Source organism: Pseudomonas sp. B21-059 (assembly GCF_026016285.1).
GTDB lineage: Bacteria > Pseudomonadota > Gammaproteobacteria > Pseudomonadales > Pseudomonadaceae > Aquipseudomonas > Aquipseudomonas danubii.
The window spans coordinates 5,092,519-5,110,001 of record NZ_CP087201.1; the positions used below are offsets into that span (position 1 = coordinate 5,092,519).

Below are 17,483 nucleotides of genomic sequence, written 5' to 3' on the forward strand. Positions count from 1 at the left end.
TCATGGCCAGCGCAGATGGCGCGCCAGTTCATCGAACAGGGTCACCACCGAACGCAGGGCCCGGCAATCCGGACGGGTCAGCAGCCACAGCGCGGTGTCATGCCCCAGAGGTTCACTCAACGCCTCCAGACCACCAGCGCCCATGAAAAAATCCGGCAAGGCTGCAACGCCGAGGCCGGCCCTTACCAGTTCGCTCACCGCGAGCATGCTGTTGCAGCGGTAGCTGGGCTGCACGCCAGGCCAGCGCTGACGGCGCCAGGCCACGGTGGGATGGTCGGGGAGAAAATCATCCGGGGCGATCCAGGCCACCTTCGACAGGTCGCTGCAATCCACCCGTAGCTTGTACTCCGGGCTCGCGCACAGCCGATACGACACCGCCCCCAGGCGGCGCCCCACCAGATGTTCCGGCGGTGTCGCGGTCAGACGCAGGGCAATGTCCGCATCACGCCGGTTGAGGTTGGCGAAATCATTGGACGTACAGAGTTCGATCACCAGCGCCGGGTAGTTCGGCATGAATTGCGCCAGGGCCGGCAGCAGCAGACCTTGCAACACCGAGTCGGTGCAGGTCAGGCGTACCGTGCCGCTGATCACCTCTCCTCCCTGGGCCACGCCGATCCGCGCGGCCTCCAGGGCCTGCTCCGCCTGTTCGGCCTGCTGTGCCAGAGCCTGGGCCAGGCTGGTGGGCAGATAGCCGGCGCGGCTCTTGTCGAACAGCTGCTGCCCGAGCCCGGCCTCCAGCCGGCGCACGGCACGAAACACCGTGGAAACATCCACCTTGAGCAGGGCCGCGGCGCGAGCCAGGGAGCCGCCACGGACCAGGGCGAGAATCAGTGACAGGTCGGGATAGTCCAGCTGATAGTGCACGGCTGCATTGATCACTTGGGCAAACGCCAATATTGATTGCGTGATCGCCAATCTATAGTGGCTCCAGGCAGTCGACAAGTCAGAGAGGCCACATGCACACAGCCCGATCTAGCGCCACCATCCGCATCGCCCTGGTAGGGGATTACGACCCACAGATCACTGCACACCAGGCCATTCCCCTGGCCCTGGAACGCGCCGCGACCGATAGCGGGGTCAGGGTGGACTACCAGTGGCTGGCCACGCCGGAGCTGATCCACGAGCAACAGCTCAAAGGCTTCGACGGAATCTGGTGCGTGCCTGGCAGTCCCTACCGCCACATCGACGGTGCCCTCTTGGCGATACGCGTCGCCCGGGAACAGCAACGGCCCTTCCTCGGCACCTGCGGCGGCTTTCAGCACGCGGTGCTGGAATATGCCCGCAACGTACTGGGTTGGTCCGACGCCGAGCACGGCGAGATCAATCCCCATGCCCAGCGCGCGGTGCTCACTCCCTTGAGTTGCGCCCTGGTGGAAGCCCGCGACCGAATCCAGCTGCACAGCGGCAGCCGGATCGCCCAGGCCTACGGCACCCAGAGCATCGAGGAAGGTTATCGCTGCCGCTATGGGGTCAATCCGGACTTTGCCGGCCCCTTGCTCAGCGGCGCCCTGCGCCCTGCTGGCCACGACAGTGACGGCGACTTGCGCGCCGTGGAACTGGACGGCCATCCGTTCTTCGTCGCCACACTGTTCCAGCCCGAGCGTGCGGCCCTCCAAGGCCGCACACCGCCCCTGGTCAACGCTCTGCTCAAAGCCTGCCTGGAGGCGCAAGGATGATCGGCCAGACGCCCGCCCCACCCTATTACGCAGTGATCTTCAGTTCCCAGCGCCACCAAACCGATCCCGCCTATGACCAGGCGGCCGAACACATGGTCGAGCTGGCTCGCCAACAACCGGGATTCCTTGGGGTCGAATCGGCCCGGGGCGAGGATGGCTTCGGCATTACCGTGTCCTACTGGAGCTGCGAGGCGGCGATCCTGGCCTGGAAGCAACACGCCGAACACCGCGCCATCCGCGAACGTGGTCGCAACGACTGGTACCACTACTTTCATACCCGGGTGAGCAAGGTGGAGCGGGCCTACAGCTTCGGCATTTGAAGCAAGGCCCTGAACCGCTCCGGATGCGGTTCAGGGCAAGCGCGGATCATCCCTGGGCGGTCGACAGCAGGCTGCGCACCGCCTGGATTTCCGGTAGATCGCTACGACGCATGTAGACCCGCAGCGGTTCGCTGATGTTGATCCGGTCGTCGATGTTCTGATCCAGCAGCAACTGGATCTGCTCGCGCTTGAGGCTCATGGCCTGATCGGACACCGGCGCCCAGACAAATTCATGGGCCGGCACTATGGCGTCATCCGCCACATCCATGCCGAAGGAGTCTTCGCTGAAACGCACGATGTAGCGACCGGTCTTGCGATTGAAGCCGACAAAGCCCTTGAGCTGATCGGCAGCCTGGCAGATGAGTTCGGAGGTGATGCTCATGGTAAACCTCACTGTAAGTCCCATGGGACGGGTGATCGATGGTCTACACGCGAGGCAAGGAAGGAGCTGTTTTCAGGCTTCCCTCTGATGGGGAAACTGCAGCGCCCAAGAGTACTGCAAAGCACCGGAAAAAACCGCGAAAGATGCGTATGAGAAGGATTTATGTCGCTCTGGAGATAGCACAAGCGTCATTGAGTTGCTAAAAGATATTTCCTTGTACTTGCCTCCACGAAAGGATTTCGAGCATGCCAGCGACCTTCCCCCCTTGTGCCCTGATGTTGGCCCTGATGCTCGGTTGCGGCCTGGCCCAGGCCACTGAACAGCCTGATCCGAATGCACTTGCCGCTCGCCAGGGCATTCCGCACCCGGCAGTGATCGCCCACCGTGGAGCCTCTTTCGATGCCCCCGAGTCCACCGCAGCGTCCTACAGGTTGGCCCGGGACCTGGGTGCCGACTACCTGGAGATGGACCTGCAGCGCAGCAAGGATGGTGTGCTCTTCGCCCTGCACGACAACAACCTGCAACGTACCACCGACGTGGCGCAGAAATTCCCCGAACGCAAGGACAGCCCGGCCAACGCCTTCACCATGGCCGAACTGAAAACCCTCGACGCCGGCAGTTGGTTCAACCAGGCCCATCCGGACCGCGCCCGTCCGGGTTTCGTCGGCCTGAAGATCCTCACCCTGGACGAGATCATCGACATCGCCCTGGGCAATCCACAGCACAAACCCGGGCTCTACATCGAGACCAAGGAGCCCCAGCTGTTCCCCGGCATCGAGCACGATCTCAAGGAAAAACTCCAGGACCGCGGCTGGCTGAGCCCGGCGGGCTCCAAGCTGGCGAAAAGCGAACTGGCCGTGGGCCAGGGCAAAGGCAAGGTCGTGCTGCAGACCTTCGACAAACACAGCCTGGAGCTGCTGCACAAGGCAATGCCCAAGGTGCCGAAAGTCCTGTTGCTGTGGGTGGCTCCCGGCAGCATCGAGCCAGCCTCCGGGCAGACATTCGCCAGCAGCGGCGAGACCGACAAAGCCGCTTTTTATGCCAAACAGCAACCCAAGGACCAGGCCGAGTTCAAGCGCTGGGTCGACTTCGCCAAGACCCAGGGAGCCATCGGCACCGGTCCCTCGGCAGCACTGACGGCTGGCGGCGATCAGAGCTATGCGGATCTGGTGCAACCCTGGATGAATCAGTACACCCACGACCAGGGCCTGCTGGTGCACGTCTACACCGTCGATGAACCGGTGGACTTCAAGAAGGTCATGGCGGCCGGGGTCGATGGCATCTTCACCAACCGCAGCGCCGAGCTGCTCAAGTATTTCAAGCGACCGGCCAGCGCCAGCGTGGCCCAACTGCTGGAGGCCAGCGGTTACTGAATGTCCGCCTCACACTGGAGCGGCGAACTCTGGCTGGGCCATGACTTTGGTCTGATCCATGGGGCGATGGGGCGCACCACGCCCCATGCCCACTACGCCCATCAACTGATCATTGCCCCTGAACAGCCGGTCACCGTGGAACTGGACGGAGTCCGACTCAGTGGCCACTTCCTGCTGATCCAGGCGCTGCGTCGCCACGCCATTATCCAGGCCCCCGACCGGGCCTTCACGGTCTTCGCCGAGCCACTGCGAATCACGGCGCAGGACCTGCAGCTCAGCGTCAGCCGTGTCGAGCCATCACTGCCCGGCCTGGAAGCGGCGCTGCGCAGTTGTCCGCGCCAGCCCATTGCCGACCGTCGCGTGGCACGGGCGCTGCTGGCCCTGGACGCTGCCCTGGAGGGCAAGGTGGCAGCGACGCAACTGGCAGCCCAGGCCCATCTGTCCCTGAGCCAGCTGGAACGGCTGTTCGCCCGTGATGTCGGCCTGCCCGTACGGCGCCTGGTGCTGTGGCGACGGCTGCGCCTGGCCATGGCCCTGTTGCTGGAGGGGCAGGCCATGGCCCTGGCGGCCCATGGCGCCGGGTTTGCCGACACCGCGCACTTCTCCCGCACCTTGAAGGCGCTGTTCGGCGTCACCGCCGGCCAGGCCCTGAAAACCCTCAAGCCCCGTCTGCTGGATTGACCGGGCGCCGCAACGCCTCCGGCACCTTAGGCTCGGCGGCATAGTGTTGGGCCTTGAATGGCTCCAGCAACTGCGGCCAGTAATCCACCGGATAGTCCGGACGGCTTCCGATGCCCAGGTCGCCCTGGCGCATCGCGTAGTCATGTCGATAGAACTCGGTTCCCAACAGCCAGTCCCATACATTGAAGAACAGACCGAAATTCACATCACCGGCACGGCCGTACTTCATATGGTGAAAGCGATGCACCGGCGCCCAGGCAAACACCAGGCGCAGCAATCCCAGACGCATATCGACATTGGAATGCTGCAACAGCAATTGAATGGCAATGGCCAGGGCCAGCAACTGTGCCACCGGCAGCGGAATGCCCAGCACCAACAACGGCAGCAACCCCGCCGTCGCTTCCAGCAGTTGGTGCAGGGGATGCTTGAGCAGACCGTTGAAACCGTACATGCGCAGCACACTGTGGTGCACCGCATGCAGGCGCCAGAGCCAGGCCCAGCGATGGCTGGCGTAATGAGCCAGGGTGATCCCGCAATCGGCGATCACGATCGCCAGCAGCAATTGGCCCCAGAGCGGCCAGTCCCGAGGCCACAGGCCGTCATGGGCCAGCAGCGCCACCAGTCCCGGCAATGCGAGCAGGCCCAGGGCATTCAGGCCCTCATTGACCAGAGCATGCAGACTGTCCCGCAGGCGATCACCCTGGGAGCGATTCCATGCCGGCTCATAAGGCAGGACCCACTCCACCAGGAAAGACACCAGGAGCGCGGCCGCAAACAACACCAGCAACCCGCTCGCAGACGCCTGTGCCGCACTCATCCAGCACACTGCACCACCGATGAATCCACCAAAGAACAAGGGGGCATACAACCACGCAAGCCATCGTTTCATTCACTGAGTCTCCTAGAAGGGAGACACCAGCTTGGGCCCCGCCCCAGCCCCCTGGCTTGAACAAACGGCGCAACCACTGACCTGAATTAAGGGTGAGTTAAGTTGCACTGGCTAACCTGTGTCCATCGAAACCCATCACCCCAAGGAATCAACCCATGACCAAGTTCTCCGCTCTGTTCGCCGCTGCCGCCCTGACCCTGACCGCCGGCCTGGCCCAGGCCGATGTCCGTCCGGACCTGATCCCGGGCCTGCTCAAATCCGGCGCCATCATGGACCTGGAAAAACTCAACCAGGCAGCCCTGGCCCAGCACCCGGGCACCACCGCCGCCAGCATCACCGACACCGAGCTGGAGCAGACCGCTACAGGCGCCTACGTCTACCAGGTGGAACTGCGTGACAGCAAAGGCATCGAGTGGGACGTGGACCTGGACGCCAAGACCGGCAAGGTCCTGAGCAACAAGCAAGACAAGTAAGCCCCCGCACACAGCACAAGGCCGCGCCCCGTTACCGGAGCGCGGCCTTGTGCTTTTGGGCCCGCGTACAGGGTGAGCGGTATCAGGCGCCGAGACGCGCCGTGACTTCGTTCAACTGTCCCGACAGACCATGCAGGTTGCGGCTCGCCGCTTCGGTGCGCTGGACGTTATCGAGGTTGGTACTGGCAATCGAAGTGATCTCGGTCAGGTTGCGCGAGATGTCTTCGGCCACCGATGTCTGCTCCTCGGCGGCGGTGGCGATCTGCCGATTCATGTCGCGGATCGCTTCCACCGCTTCGGTGATGCGCTCCAGCATTGCACCGGCCTCGGTCACCTGCTGCACACTCTGCTCGCTGCGCGACTGACCGCTCTCGATGGCCTGGGCCGCATCCACCGCACCGATCTGCACGCTCTGGATGATCTGATTGATCTCGATGATGGACGCCGCAGTACGCTGGGCCAGGCTGCGCACCTCATCGGCGACCACGGCAAACCCACGCCCCGCCTCACCGGCCCGGGCCGCTTCGATGGCGGCGTTGAGCGCCAGCAGGTTGGTCTGCTCGGCGATCCCCTGGATCACTTCCAGGACCTTGCCGATACGCCCGCTGTCAGCCTCCAGGCGGCGGATCACCGTGGCGGTGTTGGCGATCTCGCCACGCATCTGGGTGATGCTGTGGATCGTGCTCTGCATCACTTGCTCGCCCTGCTGCGCCGACTGGTCGGCATCATCTGCGGCGCGGGCAGCATCGGCAGCGTGGCGCGCCACTTCCTGGGCAGTGGCGGACATCTCGTTCATCGCCGTCGCCACCTGATCGGTGCGGTTGAACTCGTTGGTGCCCTGGGACATGAGGGTAGCAATGGAATTGAGCTCGCCGCTGGAGCTGTCCAGGTCCGCGGCACTGCGCTGCAGGCTGCTGAAGGTCTGGGCCAGGAAGTCACGCAGGGTGTTGGCGGCGGCGGCCAGCCTGCCCAGTTCGTCCTGACGATCGCTGGCCACCCGGTCGGCGAACTGGCCACGGCTGAGCTGGGCGACGTAGTCGATCAACTGGCGGATCGGCTGCACCAGGCTGCGGTTCACCAGCCACAGGCTGAGCAGGCCGATCAGCAAACCGGAAACCAGCATCACCAGGATGCCCAGCCACACCGTACGATCAGCCGCCGAGCTGATGTCCCGGGACTGCTGGTCACTGTGCTTGCGCAGCTCGGTCACCAACTCGCTCATCTGTTCGCTGGTGGCACGGTCCACGCCCTTGACCGCAGCGTCACCGGCACTCGGATCGGCGCCTGCGGCCACATAGGCGTCACGGCCCTTCTGATAGGCCGCCCCCAGCGCACGGTGCTCCTCGGCCAGGCGCTGCACCCGGCTCTTGAAGCCCGAGTCCAGGCCAGGCTTCTGGGCCAACTGGCCGAGGATGTTCTGCACATCCCGCTGACGATCTTCGAACTGCTGCCAGTACTTGTTCAGCTCCTGGGGCTGCTTGCCCCGCAGCAACACGTTCTTCCACTCCTGCACCTGGCTCTTGAACTGCAGGTTGGCCTCGTCGATCAGCTGCGAACTGCGCAGCGGACCTTCGATCAGCTCGCGGTAGCTCTGCACGCCACCGGACAGCAAGTGAAAACACGCCAGGGCGATCAACAACACCGCAAACAGGCTACCGCTCAGCAGGGCAAGAATTTGCGCTCTCAGGGATTTTTGCAAAAACATCGAGAAGATCTCATGGCAGGGATGGAGCAAGCCACTAAAGGCATGCGTAGGTCCGAACTTCCCTGTCAGGAGCATTCGAGGAAAATCGAATGCGCATTGCATGTGAGCGTGATCGGCATCCGCGATCCATTCTTGAGCGCTGCCGACCACTGGTATGGCAACGCGGACTGTGCACTTTGAAACGTCACAAAACTGTCAAAAAGCCTTGCCATGATGAGGCCCAAGTGAACCTGTAAAGCCCGCGCCAGGCACTGTCCCTCCTGCGAGACCCCATGAACCACAGCATCGACCAGAGTCACCGCGATTCCGATCTGTTTGGCCTGCTCTACGGTTTCAACTTTCGGCCCGGCGAACGGGGTCATGAACTGGACTCAGCCAAGGCCCTGCAAGCCCTGCAACAGCCGCACAACGACGACCAATTCCTCTGGTTGCACCTGAACCTGGCCCACGCCGCCTGCGAGCGCTGGATGAAAGCCCACCTGCAATTGCCCGAGGAGTTCTTCGAAGCCCTGCACGAAGGCTCGCGCTCGACTCGCATCGAACACGTGGACTCGGCGCTGCTGGCGGTGGTCAACGATGTGGTATTCAACTTCAGCAGCATGGTGTCCTCGGACATTTCCACCCTGTGGGTCTGCGTGCGCAGCAACCTGATCATCAGCGCCCGCCTGCAGCCCCTGCATTCGGTGGACAAGCTGCGCTCCTCGGTCAAGGCCGGCGAACGCTTTCGCTCGCCCCTGGAACTGCTGGTGCACCTGCTGCGCGACCAGGGCGAAGTGCTGACCCAGATCGTGCGCAAGACCAGCCTCAGCGTCGACCAGATCGAAGACCAGTTGCTGGCGTCCCGAGTCTCCAGCAACCGTGCCGAACTGGGGGCCATGCGCCGGGTACTGGTGCGCCTGCAACGCCTGCTGGCCCTGGAGCCGGGTTCCCTGCTGCGCCTGCTCAATCGGCCGCCGCAATGGCTGCAGAAGGAAGACGTCAAGGAACTGCGCAAGTCCACCGAAGAATTCGCCCTGATCATCAACGACCTCACCGCCCTCGGCGAACGGATCAAACTGCTGCAGGAAGAGATCGCCGCCAACCTCAATGAACAGACCAACCGCACCCTGTTCACCCTGACCGTGGTCACGGTGCTGGCGCTGCCGATCAACATCATCGCCGGCTTCTTCGGCATGAATGTCGGCGGTATTCCCTTTTCCGGCGACCCGGAAGGCTTCTGGATCCTGGTGGCGCTGGTGGCCACCTTCACCGTGATCGCCGGGCGCTGGGCCTTCCGCAAGCGCCAGGACTACTGACCCCACCTTGTAGGGGCCGGCTTGATTTGATCAACGGAACAGCTCAATCACCTAAACCATGACCTGAGGCAGTCTCCCTGTAACATTTGGCAACGATCATGGACACCATTCCTTTCCAGCAACAGGATTGTCCAGCAATGGCCACCCCGTCCCTGACTGCCGCCTCCTCCAGCCTCGATCGCCAACCGCAACTGGATAAAAAACCCGGCCCCTTCACCCTGGTGGTGTTTTTCGCGGTGCTGGCCATGGGCTTGCTGTTCACCGCCTACAGCCTGGTGCACGACATGCACGAACTGGGCACCACGGTCACCACCTGGACGCCCTTCCTGCTGCTGGGCGTGGCCCTGCTGATCGCCCTGGGCTTCGAGTTCGTCAACGGCTTCCACGACACCGCCAACGCCGTGGCCACCGTGATCTACACCCACTCGCTGCCGCCACAGTTCGCGGTGGTCTGGTCCGGTCTGTTCAACTTCCTCGGGGTGCTGCTGTCCAGCGGCGCGGTGGCGTTCGGCATCATCGCCCTGTTGCCGGTGGAGTTGATCCTGCAGGTGGGCTCCTCGGCCGGCTTTGCGATGATCTTTGCCCTGTTGATTGCCGCCATCCTGTGGAACCTCGGCACTTGGTGGCTGGGGTTGCCGGCCTCGTCCTCCCACACCCTGATCGGCTCGATCATCGGCGTCGGTGTGGCCAACGCGCTGATGCACGGCCGTGACGGCACCAGCGGCGTGGACTGGAGCCAAGCCACCAAGGTCGGCTACGCCCTGTTGTTCTCGCCATTGATCGGTTTCGTGTTTGCCGCCCTGCTGCTGTTGGCCCTGCGCCTGTTCGTCAAGAATCGCGCGCTGTACAAGGCGCCCAAGGGCGACGCCCCGCCGCCGTGGTGGATTCGCGGCTTGCTGATCCTGACCTGCACCGGAGTGTCCTTCGCCCACGGCTCCAATGATGGCCAGAAAGGCATGGGCCTGATCATGCTGATCCTGGTGGGCACCCTGCCCATGGCCTATGCCCTGAACCGCACCATGCCCGCCGACCAGTCACTGCAATTTGCCGCAGTGGCCGAAGTCACCCAGCAAGCCCTGGTGAAAAGCGCCCCGCAAGCGGCCCCCGCCGATCCTCGCGCGGTGCTTTCGGACTACATGCGCAGCAAGGAGGCAACGCCTGAACTGATCCCTGCCCTGGCGGCCCTGACCGGTGCCATCGGCGCCGAGGTCAAGGGCTACGGCTCGCTGGCCAAGGTGCCCGCCGAAGCCATGAGCAACGTACGCAACGACATGTACCTGACCAGCGAAACCATCCGCCTGATGGACAAGAACCAAGTGGGTCACTTCGATCAGGACACCCGGGACAAGCTGCAACTGTTCAAACAGCAGATCGACAACGCCACGCGCTTTATCCCGTTGTGGGTGAAGATCGCCGTGGCCATCGCCCTCGGCCTGGGCACCATGGTGGGCTGGAAGCGCATCGTGGTGACCGTCGGCGAGAAGATCGGCAAGACCCACCTGACCTATGCCCAGGGCGCCTCGGCGGAGACCGTGGCCATGCTGACCATCGGCGCGGCGGACATGTTCGGCCTGCCGGTATCCACCACTCACGTCCTGTCTTCGGGGGTGGCCGGGACCATGGTGGCCAATGGCGGCGGGTTGCAGATGCGCACCATCCGCAACCTGGCCATGGCCTGGGTCCTGACCTTGCCGGCGGCGATCCTGCTGTCGGGCAGCCTGTACTGGCTGTTCACCCAACTGTTCTGAGCCGCCGCTGGCCCCGCCCCGTCAGCCGGCGGCGGGCAAGCGGCTGTGCAAACGACTGGCCAGCCCGGCCTGCAAGGCAAACGCCAGGACCCCGGTCAGTGGTGCCGAAAAACTGGCCAAGCCACCCCCCGCCCACATCAGCATCAGGCCCAGGGCCGTGCCGCCGAACCAGGCCGTCAGCCCCACCGGGTTGAAGGCCGCCACGCGCTCAATCGCCGCCACGTCGGTACGCCCCAGCAGAATCTGCGCCAGGGCCACGCCGACCCAGGCCACCACGAAGATCCCCTGATAGGCCAGGGCCTTGAGCAGGTAGGCGAACACATCCGCCAGCATCAGGCCGTAGACAATGATCCCCACGGCCACCGCCCACATCAGGTAGGAACCGCGCAGGCCGAAGCGGCCGAAGAACGCCTGCATGTTCAAGGTCGCCAGGTAGTAGTTGGCGGTGTTGATCCGGGTTTGCGTGGCCCAGACGAACAACAGCCCCCACAGCCCCATCAATTGCAGGATCGCCATCACCACCGAGACTTCGTTGAGTGCACCGTCATGGGGAATGCTGCTCACCAGATAGATCCCTGCCGCACCGTTGAGCAAGAACGTCACTGCGTAGAACGGCATGCCGAAGTTCCAGCGACCGTGATAGCCGGCGTCTTCAGGCTTGCCGAAGCGCGCGTAGTCGAAGGTGAACAGCATCAGGATCCACACCCCCATGTAGGCCACGAAGCAATCCCACCAGCCTGTGCTACTGGGATTGGCCGGGCCAAAATCCAGCCATTGCGGCTGGTAGCCATAACGGCTGATGGACAGGCCCACGGCGAACAACAAGCCCCCCAGGTACACCGGCAACAGCACGCCGTTGAGCTTGTCCAGCCAGTGCTGCACGCTGCCCAGGATCAACGGCACGCTGTACAGCACCACCACCAGCGCCGCCAGCGGGTACAGCAGTTGCGGGTACAGGTGGTTGAGCGCCACGGCGATCACCGAACCCTCGAACACCGCGTAGTAGATGGCCGTGGAGAAGAAGATCAGGGTCGCCAGGCAAGCCCCGGTGCTGCCGAACAACAACCGTGAAAACAGCGCCACCGAGAGCCCGCTGCGCATAGCAAAGCGGCTGAGGACGCTGTTCACCAGGCCATAGCTGAGCACCGACAGGAGCATGCCGATCAAGGCATTGCGGGTGCCGTAGGACAGGGCCAGGGAAGCGCCGACGACGATGTAGAACATCGCGCTGCACACCGCCCACCAGGCCATGGTCAGGGACAGTCGGCCCATGCGTGCATCGCTGGGAAGGGCCACATTGGCCGGGGTCTGCCCGGTTTGATTCGCTTGCGATAAAGCTGCCATGTGCGTGAACTCCAGAACCGATCAAGGGTTGAAGCGCGGGCAGCCGTCACCGCACCGAAGTGCGGCGTTGGCCTACCGTTTGGCATGGCCCGCGCGATGCGGCGGGCAGAATCAGGAAGGAAACAGTTTGCTCAGACAGCTGAGCTTTTTCTTGTAGGAGCGCCGGGCCTCCAGCGCTTCTTCGAGGGTCACCGCGACAAAGCGGGCCTTCTGGTTGGGCTGCATCTGGCCGATCAGGTCAAGGTCGGCGCTGATCACTGTGCCGATCATGGCGTAGCCGCCACCGGACACCGCGTCCCGGTGCAGGACGATGGGTTCCAGCCCCGCCGGCACCTGGATCGAGCCAATCGGGTAGCAACTGTCGACGATGTTCGACGGATCGGAACCGGCGCCGAACGGCTGCTCCCGGGGCTGGAAGCTCAAGGCGCTGCCGCCCTTGAAGCGATAGCCGATGCGGTCAGCTTCCGAACCCACGGTCCAGGGTTCGGCGAAGAAGCTGGCCTTGGCCGCGTCGCTCAAACGTTCGTAGTACAGGCCCGGCACCACCCGCAGGGTGATTTCGCCCCCCAGGGACTGGCGCAACGCCATGGGCAAGCTGGCACCGGGACGGCTCTTGCCACTGGCGACGCCCACCGGCAGCTCATCCCCGGCCGCCAGGCGCCGGCCCTGGAAACCACCCAGGGCGCCCAGGGCGTAGGTCGAACGACTGCCCAGCACCAGCGGCACATCGATGCCGCCGGCTACCGCCAGATAGGCCCGGGCCCCGGCCTTGGGAAAGTCGAAGCGCAGCACTTGCCCGGCCTTGACCGCAAAAGCGGTGTCCAGGTGCATGTCCACACCATCGAGTTTGGGCGTCATGTGCGCGCCGCAAACCGCCACCAGGGCATCGGCGCTGAACTCAAGCTCCGGCCCGAGCAGCGTGCACTCCAGCCCGGCCGCGCCTGCCGGGTTGCCCACCAACTGGTTGGCCGCGCTCAGGGCGTACTGGTCCAAGGCGCCAGACGGCGGAATCCCCAGGTGATAGAAACCTTCGCGACCCAGGTCCTGCACCGATGTGGCCAGGCCCGGTTTGATGACCTTGATCATGCCAGCACCTCCTGCAGCGACTTGGGATAGCCGACCGGGTCGGCGAGAAAGGCATCCAGGGAAAACTCCACCTCGCGGATACGCAGGTCGAAGCGCCCGGCCTCGACTTCGGCCACCGCCTGGTCGTAAGCCTCACGGTCGATGGGCTTGAACTGCACGATGTCCCCCGGACGGAAGAACACCATGTGCGCCTTGAGGTAGGCCAGTTGCTGCTGCGGGTCGTAGATGGGGGCCGGGGTGACGCCGAACATCTGGTAGCCGCCGGCACCGCGCACCGAGTAGATGCAGCCGAAACAGCCTCCATGACCCAGGGTCAGTTTTGGCGTATCGGTGCGTGGTCGCAGGTACTTGGGCACCTGCAACTGCCGTTCACGTTCGACCATCTGGAACATGAACGGCAACCCGGCGACGAAGCCCACCATGGAGACAAACCAGGGCGCACCGCTGTGGGCGGCGATGAACGCCTCGACGTCCGCCAGGCCATTGATCCGCGCCGCGTACTCAAGATCCGTGGCGCTGGGGTCCTGGTGCCGGTCGCGAAAGCGCATCAGGGTTTCGTGGGTCCAGGGATCGTTGTAGAGCACCGGGATCTCGATGATCCGAGTGTGCAGGCTGCGCTCGGCCACCGCCCCGGCCTCGGCCTGCTGCACCGCCTCCAGCAGAACCTGCGGAGCGATGCGATCCGGGTCGAAACGAATCTGGAACGAGGCATTGGCCAGGCACACATCCAGCACCCCATCCAACTCCAGGCGCTCCACGGCACGGGTCACCGCCATGCCCTTGAAGAAGGCTTCCAGGGACATGCTGTCGCTGACTTCGGCGAACAGGTGCTCGTCGGCACCAAAGCTGTAGCGGATCGGCTGGTTCATGCGACACCTCCGGCGCGGCGCTCGGCCAGCCAGGTTTCCAGGGTTCCGGTGTGAAAATCGGCCTGCTGCAACCAGGGTTCGGCCAGCAGTTCACGGTGCAGCGCCAAGGTGCTGGCCATGCCGGTCAAGGTGGTGTGTTCCACGGCTAGCCGCGCCCGGGCCAGGGCCTCGCCACGGTCACGCCCGTGGACGATCAGCTTGGCCAGCAGCGAGTCGTAATAAGGCGGCACAGCATAGCCCGGGTACAAGTGACTATCGACCCGCACCCCCGCCCCTTGCGGCCAGATCAGTTGCTCGACCTTGCCCGGACTGGGGAAGAAATCCCGCGCCGGGTCTTCGGCATTCAGGCGCATCTGCAAGGCCGCGCCATTGAGCTGGATATCGCTCTGGCGCAACCCCAGGGGCTCGCCCCCGGCGATGCGCAACATGGCCTGGACCAGATCGATGCCGGTGATCAATTCACTGATGGGGTGCTCCACCTGAATCCGCGTATTCATCTCGATAAAGAAGAACTCGCCGGTGCTGTCGTCATACAGGTATTCCAGAGTGCCAGCACCTTGGTAACCCAAGGCTTCGGTGAGGCGCACGGCACTGCTGCACAACTGCTCACGCTGCTCGGCACTGAGCACCGGAGACGGCGCTTCTTCGAAGATCTTCTGCCGCCGCCGTTGCAGCGAGCACTCGCGTTCGAACAGGTGCACTGCGTGTTGGCCGTCGCCCAGCACCTGGACTTCGATGTGCCGCGCACGGCCAATGAAACGCTCCAGGTACAGCGCACCATTGCCGAAGGCGGTCTGGGCTTCGCGTTGCGCCCGAGGGAACTCCTCGGCCAGTTGCGCCGCATCCTGAGCCAGGCGAATCCCGCGCCCGCCACCGCCGGCGCTGGCCTTGATCAACAGCGGAAAGCCCACGTTTTCAGCGGCCTTGCGCGCGGCATCCAGGTCGAAGAGCTCACCTGGGGAGCCCGGTACCACCGGCACTCCTGCCGCCTGCGCCGTGCGCCGGGCTTCGGCCTTGTCGCCCATGCGGCGGATGGTTTCGGCGCTGGGACCGACGAAGATCGCCCCGGCCTTGACCACCGCCTCGGCAAAATCGGCATTCTCGGAAAGAAAGCCATAGCCCGGATGTACCGCATTGGCACCGCTGGCCTGCAAGGCACCGAGCAGGGCCTGGACATTCAGGTAGCTCTTGTCAGCCCGCGCCGGGCCGATGATCTGCACTTCATCGGCCATACGTGCAGCCATGGAGTCAGCATCCGCCTCACTGCAGGCGGCAACGGTGGGAATCCCCAAGGCCTTGGCCGCACGGATGATGCGCACGGCGATCTCGCCGCGGTTGGCCACCAGCAACTTCTTGATTGCTTGAGTCATGCCCAGGCCCTCACTGTTCGAGCGTCGCGACGACCTGACCCGGCTCCACCGGATCACCGTCTTCCACCACAAAGGCGCTGACCTGACCCGCGCTCCCGGCGGTCAGTTCGGAAAACTGCTTCATGACTTCGATCAGGCCGATCACGGTATCGGCGCTGACGCTGTCGCCGACCTCGACGAAAGGCGCCGACTCGGGGGTGGCCTTGCGATAGAAAGTGCCCGGCAAGGGGGTGATAACACTGTATTCGGCCATGTCTGTTCCTTTTGGAATAGTTGTAGAAAGGCAGGCAAAAAATCAAAACCAGATGAAACCCGCGTCTGTGCGCGGTGCTTCGTGTCAATGCGCCTCAGCGCGGTGCACGCACCTCGATGCCGGCCTGATCCAGCGCCGTGCGGGTGGCCTCCACCAGATCCAGGGCACCGGGGGTGTCGCTGTGCAGGCAGATGGAATCGAACTCGATGGCCAGGTCCTCGCCTTCGACCGTACGTACCAGGCCGGTCTGGCAGGCACGCAGCACCTTGGCGGCGACGGCGGCCGGGTCCAGGGCGCGCACCTGGCGGGTGAAGACGATGGAGCCGCTGAGGTCGTAATCGCGGTCGGCGTAGAACTCGCGGATCACCGGCTGCCCCAGCTCCTGGGCGACGTGCCAGATCACCGAATTGGGCATGCAATACAGCAGCAGCTCGGGCTCCAGCTTGCGCAGGTTTTGCACCAGCAGCCGCGCGGCCTCTTCATCCCGGGCCAAGTGCATGTAGAGCGCGCCGTGGGGCTTGATGTGTTGCAACTTCACGCCTTGCACCCGGGCCATTTCTCGCAGGGCGCCGAGCTGATAAAGCATGTCGTCCACCAGCTCCTGGGCCGGTGCGTTGATGTGCCGGCGGCCGAAGCCCACCAGGTCGCGGAACCCCGGATGCGCACCGATAGCCACCCCCAGGCGCTTGGCCTGTTCGATGGTGCGGCGCATGGTGCCGGGGTCGCCGGCGTGAAAGCCGGTGGCGATATTGGCCGAACTGATAAAGCCCATGAGCTCGTTGTCGACGCCGTCGCCAATGGTCCAGGGGCCAAAGCTTTCGCCCATGTCCGAATTGAAATCCACTGCCTGCATCACTGTTGCTCCAACTCTTGTGACTTCGTGCAGTGAAAATTAGAGCGGCCTTGACCCCTTGGGAAGATCTATTATCAGATAGAGCATCTTCTGAAAAACAGATAAAGCTTTGCTAGGAGTAGGCAGGCGGTGATCTACGTATCGGCGAAGACCGGCGCGAGATGGCTTTGGCCGGCAAGTCGGCTCCTACAGAAGTGATGGGGAATGGAACATGTCGTTGACCTTGCGCCAGGTGCGCTACTTCGTGGCGACCGCAGAGATCGGGCAGATCTCCCAGGCGGCGATCCACTTGAATATCTCCCAGTCGGCGGTAACCACGGCGATCAAGGAGCTTGAAGCCATGCTCGCCGTGCAGTTGTTCGTGCGCTCGGCCCAGGGCATGAACCTGACCGACGCCGGGCGGCATTTTCTCAACCGCGCCTATGTGATCTTGCGCAGTGTCGAGGATGCGCTGAACAGCCCGTTGCCGGACTACCGGGCCAGCGGCGTGCTGCACCTGGCGGCCAGCTACACGGTGATCGGCTACTTCCTGCCGCACCACCTGCAACGCCTGGAGCACTGGCACCCGGACGTCACCATCGAACTCCACGAGCAGGAGCGCCAGGCCATCGAGCAAGGGTTGCTGGAGGGCCGTTTCGACATGGCGGTGGTGCTCACCGCCAACCTGACCCACCCGGACATCGTCTCGGAAACCCTGTTCAACTCCGAGCGCCGGCTATGGCTGCCGGCCCACCATCGGCTCTGCGAACGAGCCAGCGTCAGCCTGGCGGACGTGGCCCAGGAGCCGTTCATCCTGCTCACCGTCGACGAAGCCGAGCAGAGTGCCATGCGCTACTGGGAACAGGCCGGCCAGCAGCCCAATGTACGGGTGCGCACCAGTTCGGTGGAGGCGGTGCGCAGCATGGTGGCCAACGGTAGCGGCGTGGCGATTCTTTCGGACCTGGTGCATCGACCCTGGTCCCTGGAAGGCAAGCGCATCGAGACCCTGAGCCTGAGCGACGCAGTGACCCCGATGAGCGTAGGCCTGGCCTGGCACCGCGAACGGACCTTCACCCCGGCGATGCAGGCCTTGCGCGACTACTTCCACGACGCCTTCCTCGCGCCCCAGCAACTCAGCGCCCGGCGCTGAACACCTTGCTTGGCGATCTCTTGCCGAACCTCCAGCG

The 17,483-nt window shown here is 63.9% G+C and carries 18 protein-coding genes and 1 pseudogene; 8 read left to right on the top strand and 11 right to left on the bottom strand.

Features of this window, described 5'->3' with window-relative positions; all coding sequences use genetic code 11:
• A complete protein-coding gene (locus LOY69_RS22410; RefSeq protein WP_265073610.1) occupies window positions 1-879 on the bottom strand; it encodes a LysR family transcriptional regulator in 879 nt (292 codons plus the stop codon).
• A 77-nt stretch (window positions 880-956) separates the two neighbouring features.
• On the opposite strand from LOY69_RS22410, the gene LOY69_RS22415 reads away from it, so the two are divergent.
• Both LOY69_RS22415 and LOY69_RS22420 read left to right on the top strand, forming a co-directional pair.
• A complete protein-coding gene (locus LOY69_RS22415) occupies window positions 957-1,676 on the top strand; it encodes a CTP synthase (RefSeq protein WP_265073611.1) in 720 nt (239 codons plus the stop codon).
• Entirely contained in the window at window positions 1,673-1,996 is a 324-nt protein-coding gene (locus LOY69_RS22420; RefSeq protein WP_123394115.1) for an antibiotic biosynthesis monooxygenase family protein, read from the top strand. The genes LOY69_RS22415 and LOY69_RS22420 overlap by 4 nt, the downstream gene beginning before the upstream one ends.
• A gap of 46 nt (window positions 1,997-2,042) precedes the next feature.
• Here the strand turns inward: LOY69_RS22420 and LOY69_RS22425 are convergent, their stop codons facing one another.
• The gene (locus LOY69_RS22425) at window positions 2,043-2,378 is read right to left on the bottom strand and encodes a DUF2025 family protein (protein ID WP_102880608.1); all 336 of its coding nucleotides are present in this window, start codon (window positions 2,376-2,378) and stop codon (window positions 2,043-2,045) included.
• Window positions 2,379-2,623: 245 nt separating this feature from the next.
• Between LOY69_RS22425 and LOY69_RS22430 the strand changes: the two genes are divergently transcribed.
• Together LOY69_RS22430 and LOY69_RS22435 are read left to right on the top strand one after the other, a co-directional pair.
• Window positions 2,624-3,751 (top strand): glycerophosphodiester phosphodiesterase, encoded by a 1,128-nt coding sequence (locus LOY69_RS22430; protein WP_102880609.1) that lies wholly within the window; start codon window positions 2,624-2,626, stop codon window positions 3,749-3,751.
• Complete coding sequence (locus LOY69_RS22435; protein ID WP_170001962.1) at window positions 3,752-4,432, top strand: helix-turn-helix domain-containing protein; 681 nt, start codon at window positions 3,752-3,754, stop codon at window positions 4,430-4,432.
• Here the strand turns inward: LOY69_RS22435 and LOY69_RS22440 are convergent.
• Window positions 4,410-5,321: a sterol desaturase family protein gene (locus tag LOY69_RS22440; RefSeq protein ID WP_265073612.1), complete on the bottom strand. Its 912-nt coding sequence runs from the start codon at window positions 5,319-5,321 to the stop codon at window positions 4,410-4,412. The two genes, LOY69_RS22435 and LOY69_RS22440, sit on opposite strands and share 23 nt — an antisense overlap.
• 155 nt (window positions 5,322-5,476) lie before the next feature.
• Between LOY69_RS22440 and LOY69_RS22445 the strand changes: the two genes are divergently transcribed.
• Window positions 5,477-5,794 (top strand): PepSY domain-containing protein, encoded by a 318-nt coding sequence (locus tag LOY69_RS22445; protein ID WP_011062798.1) that lies wholly within the window; start codon window positions 5,477-5,479, stop codon window positions 5,792-5,794.
• Between the two features lie 82 nt (window positions 5,795-5,876).
• Here LOY69_RS22445 and LOY69_RS30640 read toward each other — a convergent pair whose 3' ends face one another.
• Both LOY69_RS30640 and LOY69_RS30645 read right to left on the bottom strand, forming a co-directional pair.
• On the bottom strand, window positions 5,877-6,641 hold the full coding sequence (locus tag LOY69_RS30640) for a methyl-accepting chemotaxis protein (RefSeq protein ID WP_413787148.1): 765 nt from the start codon (window positions 6,639-6,641) through the stop codon (window positions 5,877-5,879).
• A gap of 165 nt (window positions 6,642-6,806) precedes the next feature.
• Window positions 6,807-7,601: pseudogene (locus LOY69_RS30645) on the bottom strand (methyl-accepting chemotaxis protein); the annotation flags it as partial.
• A gap of 170 nt (window positions 7,602-7,771) precedes the next feature.
• Here LOY69_RS30645 and LOY69_RS22455 point away from each other — a divergent pair.
• Both LOY69_RS22455 and LOY69_RS22460 read left to right on the top strand, forming a co-directional pair.
• The gene (locus LOY69_RS22455) at window positions 7,772-8,794 is read left to right on the top strand and encodes a transporter (RefSeq protein ID WP_102880613.1); all 1,023 of its coding nucleotides are present in this window, start codon (window positions 7,772-7,774) and stop codon (window positions 8,792-8,794) included.
• Between the two features lie 137 nt (window positions 8,795-8,931).
• The gene (locus tag LOY69_RS22460; RefSeq protein WP_102880614.1) at window positions 8,932-10,542 is read left to right on the top strand and encodes an inorganic phosphate transporter; all 1,611 of its coding nucleotides are present in this window, start codon (window positions 8,932-8,934) and stop codon (window positions 10,540-10,542) included.
• 21 nt (window positions 10,543-10,563) lie between these two features.
• On the opposite strand, the gene LOY69_RS22465 is transcribed toward LOY69_RS22460, so the two are convergent.
• From LOY69_RS22465 to LOY69_RS22490, 6 genes are all read right to left on the bottom strand, one after another.
• A complete protein-coding gene (locus tag LOY69_RS22465) occupies window positions 10,564-11,886 on the bottom strand; it encodes a purine-cytosine permease family protein (RefSeq protein ID WP_170001728.1) in 1,323 nt (440 codons plus the stop codon).
• 111 nt (window positions 11,887-11,997) lie between these two features.
• The gene (locus tag LOY69_RS22470) at window positions 11,998-12,972 is read right to left on the bottom strand and encodes a biotin-dependent carboxyltransferase family protein (protein WP_102880616.1); all 975 of its coding nucleotides are present in this window, start codon (window positions 12,970-12,972) and stop codon (window positions 11,998-12,000) included.
• The gene (locus LOY69_RS22475; RefSeq protein WP_102860656.1) at window positions 12,969-13,841 is read right to left on the bottom strand and encodes a 5-oxoprolinase subunit B family protein; all 873 of its coding nucleotides are present in this window, start codon (window positions 13,839-13,841) and stop codon (window positions 12,969-12,971) included. The genes LOY69_RS22470 and LOY69_RS22475 overlap by 4 nt, the downstream gene beginning before the upstream one ends.
• On the bottom strand, window positions 13,838-15,211 hold the full coding sequence (locus tag LOY69_RS22480) for an acetyl-CoA carboxylase biotin carboxylase subunit (RefSeq protein WP_123394113.1): 1,374 nt from the start codon (window positions 15,209-15,211) through the stop codon (window positions 13,838-13,840). Before LOY69_RS22480 ends, LOY69_RS22475 begins: the two co-directional genes overlap by 4 nt.
• A 10-nt stretch (window positions 15,212-15,221) precedes the next feature.
• Window positions 15,222-15,464, bottom strand: a complete 243-nt coding sequence (locus tag LOY69_RS22485) for an acetyl-CoA carboxylase (protein ID WP_102880618.1) — start codon at window positions 15,462-15,464, stop codon at window positions 15,222-15,224.
• Window positions 15,465-15,558: 94 nt separating this feature from the next.
• Entirely contained in the window at window positions 15,559-16,317 is a 759-nt protein-coding gene (locus LOY69_RS22490) for a 5-oxoprolinase subunit PxpA (protein ID WP_102860653.1), read from the bottom strand.
• A gap of 211 nt (window positions 16,318-16,528) precedes the next feature.
• Here LOY69_RS22490 and LOY69_RS22495 point away from each other — a divergent pair, with 211 nt between their 5' ends.
• The gene (locus tag LOY69_RS22495; RefSeq protein WP_102860652.1) at window positions 16,529-17,446 is read left to right on the top strand and encodes a LysR family transcriptional regulator; all 918 of its coding nucleotides are present in this window, start codon (window positions 16,529-16,531) and stop codon (window positions 17,444-17,446) included.
• Window positions 17,447-17,483 lie beyond the last annotated feature (37 nt).

Coding starts and splice junctions, on each gene's coding strand:
- LOY69_RS22455 (WP_102880613.1), top strand. CDS start 7,772: ATGAACCACAGCATCGACCAGAGTCACCGCGATTCCGATCTGTTTGGC.
- LOY69_RS22480 (WP_123394113.1), bottom strand. CDS start 15,211: ATGACTCAAGCAATCAAGAAGTTGCTGGTGGCCAACCGCGGCGAGATC.
- LOY69_RS22490 (WP_102860653.1), bottom strand. CDS start 16,317: ATGCAGGCAGTGGATTTCAATTCGGACATGGGCGAAAGCTTTGGCCCC.
- LOY69_RS22435 (WP_170001962.1), top strand. CDS start 3,752: ATGTCCGCCTCACACTGGAGCGGCGAACTCTGGCTGGGCCATGACTTT.
- LOY69_RS22460 (WP_102880614.1), top strand. CDS start 8,932: ATGGCCACCCCGTCCCTGACTGCCGCCTCCTCCAGCCTCGATCGCCAA.
- LOY69_RS22475 (WP_102860656.1), bottom strand. CDS start 13,841: ATGAACCAGCCGATCCGCTACAGCTTTGGTGCCGACGAGCACCTGTTC.
- LOY69_RS22465 (WP_170001728.1), bottom strand. CDS start 11,886: ATGGCAGCTTTATCGCAAGCGAATCAAACCGGGCAGACCCCGGCCAAT.
- LOY69_RS22485 (WP_102880618.1), bottom strand. CDS start 15,464: ATGGCCGAATACAGTGTTATCACCCCCTTGCCGGGCACTTTCTATCGC.
- LOY69_RS22445 (WP_011062798.1), top strand. CDS start 5,477: ATGACCAAGTTCTCCGCTCTGTTCGCCGCTGCCGCCCTGACCCTGACC.
- LOY69_RS22440 (WP_265073612.1), bottom strand. CDS start 5,321: ATGAAACGATGGCTTGCGTGGTTGTATGCCCCCTTGTTCTTTGGTGGA.
- LOY69_RS22470 (WP_102880616.1), bottom strand. CDS start 12,972: ATGATCAAGGTCATCAAACCGGGCCTGGCCACATCGGTGCAGGACCTG.
- LOY69_RS22420 (WP_123394115.1), top strand. CDS start 1,673: ATGATCGGCCAGACGCCCGCCCCACCCTATTACGCAGTGATCTTCAGT.
- LOY69_RS30640 (WP_413787148.1), bottom strand. CDS start 6,641: ATGTCCCAGGGCACCAACGAGTTCAACCGCACCGATCAGGTGGCGACG.
- LOY69_RS22415 (WP_265073611.1), top strand. CDS start 957: ATGCACACAGCCCGATCTAGCGCCACCATCCGCATCGCCCTGGTAGGG.
- LOY69_RS22430 (WP_102880609.1), top strand. CDS start 2,624: ATGCCAGCGACCTTCCCCCCTTGTGCCCTGATGTTGGCCCTGATGCTC.
- LOY69_RS22425 (WP_102880608.1), bottom strand. CDS start 2,378: ATGAGCATCACCTCCGAACTCATCTGCCAGGCTGCCGATCAGCTCAAG.
- LOY69_RS22495 (WP_102860652.1), top strand. CDS start 16,529: ATGTCGTTGACCTTGCGCCAGGTGCGCTACTTCGTGGCGACCGCAGAG.